Source organism: Streptomyces tauricus (genome assembly GCF_014650955.1).
Lineage (GTDB): Bacteria > Actinomycetota > Actinomycetes > Streptomycetales > Streptomycetaceae > Streptomyces > Streptomyces tauricus.
This window is the reverse complement of record NZ_BMVY01000092.1, coordinates 1-2,571: the sequence shown is the minus strand read 5'-3', so window position 1 is coordinate 2,571 and position 2,571 is coordinate 1. Positions and strand designations below refer to the sequence as shown.

The 2,571-nt window shown below is 72.1% G+C and carries 1 protein-coding gene; it reads right to left on the bottom strand.

Annotated features, from left to right (window positions below):
* On the bottom strand, nt 1-2,571 hold a 2,571-nt coding region (locus tag IE278_RS41680), incomplete at both ends, for a type I polyketide synthase (RefSeq protein WP_189780242.1).

Here is a 2,571-nt window from a genome sequence, read left to right as displayed (position 1 = left end):
CACCGCCCACAGCACCGGCTGGACGACATCCACCCGCTCCAGCGGCCCACCGTCACCGCGCACCACCTCCAGCAGATCCCACTCCACGAACGGACCCAGAGCCCGCCCGCACTCCTCCAGGCGCGCGGCGAACACCGGTGAGGAATCCAGGAGTTCGACGGCCATACCGACCCACTGCGAACCCTGCCCCGGGAAGACGAACACCGGCGGCCGGGCTTCTCCGGCGGCCACGCCCCGCACGACGTTCCCGTCCACGGCGTCCGTGGCGAGCGCGTCCAGAGCGGCCAGGCCGGCGTCACGGTCCGCCGCGGACACCACCGCGCGGTGGTCGAACACCGACCGGGAGGTCGTCAGCGAGTACCCCACGTCGACCGTGGAGAGGTCGGCCCCGGTACGGACGAAGGCCGCCAGCCGTTCCGCCTGACCGCGCAGCCCTTCGGCGGACTTGCCGGACAGCACCCACGGCACGGGTCCTGGTACGAGTTCTCCGGGCACGAGTTCTCCGGGTACGAGTTCTCCGGGTACGAGTTCTCCGGGTACGAGTTCGCTGAACCCGACGCTCGTGAGCGGGAGTTCACCGGACTCGACCTCGCCGGACCCGGTACCAGCGGTCTCCGGCCGGCCGGGCTCGCTCGGGTCGGACCAGATGGCGTCCGGGGCCTGCTCGACGATGACGTGGGCGTTGGTGCCGCTGATCCCGAACGAGGAGATCCCCGCCCGCCGCGGACGGCCCTCCACCTCCGGCCACTCCCGGGCCTCGGTCAGCAGTTCCACCCGCCCCGCCGACCAGTCGACGTGCGGGGTCGGCTCGTCGACGTGGAGGGTCCTGGGCAGGACGCCGTGGCGTATCGCCTGGACCATCTTGATGATGCCGGCCACACCCGCCGCGGCCTGCGCATGCCCCATGTTCGACTTGATCGACCCCAGCCACAGCGGCGGACCGTCCGCCGCACGGTCCTGCCCGTACGTGGCCAGCAGCGCCTGCGCCTCGATCGGATCACCGAGTGTGGTGCCGGTGCCGTGCGCCTCCACCGCGTCCACGTCCGCCGTACCGAGGCCCGCGGTGGCCAACGCCTGCCGGATCACCCGTTGTTGAGACGGACCGTTCGGCGCCGTCAGCCCGTTCGACGCACCGTCCTGGTTCACCGCGGAACCGCGGACCACGGCCAGCACGGGGTGGCCGTTGGCGCGCGCGTCCGACAACCGCTCCACCAGGAGCATGCCGACACCTTCGGCCCAGCCGGTGCCGTCCGCGGACGCCGAGAACGACTTGCTGCGGCCGTCCGCGGCGAGGCCCCGCTGCCGGTTGAACTCGACGAACATGCCAGGGGTGGCCATGACCGTCACGCCGCCCGCCAGTGCCAGGGAGCACTCGCCGGAGCGCAGTGCCTGTGTGGCCAGGTGCAGTGCCACCAGCGAGGACGAGCAGGCCGTGTCGATGGTCACCGCCGGCCCCTCCAGGCCGAACACATAGGAGACCCGCCCGGAGGCGAGGCTTCCCCCGTTGGTGCTGGCGGCATCCATGTCCAGCGCGTAGTCGTGGTACATGAGGCCGGTGAAGACACCGGTCCGGCTGCCGCGCATCGTGTGCGGATCGATGCCCGCGCGTTCGAAAGCCTCCCAGGACGCCTCCAGCAGCAACCGCTGCTGCGGATCGGTGTCCGCCGCCTCCCTGGGCGAGATGGCGAAGAAATCGGCGTCGAACTCCGCCGCGTCGTAAAGGAAACCACCCTCCCGCGCGATGGTCTTCCCCGGCTTCCCCGGCTCGGGATGGTAGATCCCCTCGACATCCCAGCCCCGATCCGCCGGAAACGCCGACACGGCGTCGACACCGTCCGCCACCAGCCGCCACAGATCATCGGGCGAGGTCACACCACCGGGATACCGGCACGCCATCCCCACGATCACGACCGGATCGTCATCGGCGATCGTCCGTACCGCCACCGGTACCGCGGTGTCACCGGCAGTCCCGGCGAGTTCCGTGTCCAGGTGGGCGGCCACGGCTCGGGCCGTCGGGTGGTCGAACACCAGCGTCGCCGGAAGCGCCAGACCGGTCTCGGCCCGCAACGCGTTGCGCAGCTCCACCGCCGACAGGGAGTCGAAGCCAAGCTCCTTGAACGCCCGATCCGCCTCGACCGCCTTCGCCGTGGCATGACCGAGCACGGCCGCCACCTGGGCCTGGACCAGTTCCAGGAGGACGGCGAGGCGTTCGGTCCGGTCCAGGCCGGCGAGCCGCCGGGGCAACTCCCGGCTGCCCGGCGCCTCAGCCCGCGCACGGAGGGCGCGGGCGGGACGGCGGGGTCCGCCGGTCAGACCGCGCAGCAGGGCCGGAACGTCGTCGCCCCGGGCCCGCAGCACCGCCCGGTCCAGATGCAGCGGCACGACCGCCGCGTCCTTCCCGGACACGGCCGCGTCGAACAGGGCCAGCGCCGCGTCCACGGGTATCGCGGGCATGCCCAGGCGAGCCAGCCGGTCCGCGTCCGCTTGGGTGAGGTCACCGGCCATACCCGTGTCGGCGTCCCAGAGGCCGAACGCCAACGACGTCCCCACCAACCCCGCACCACGCCGATA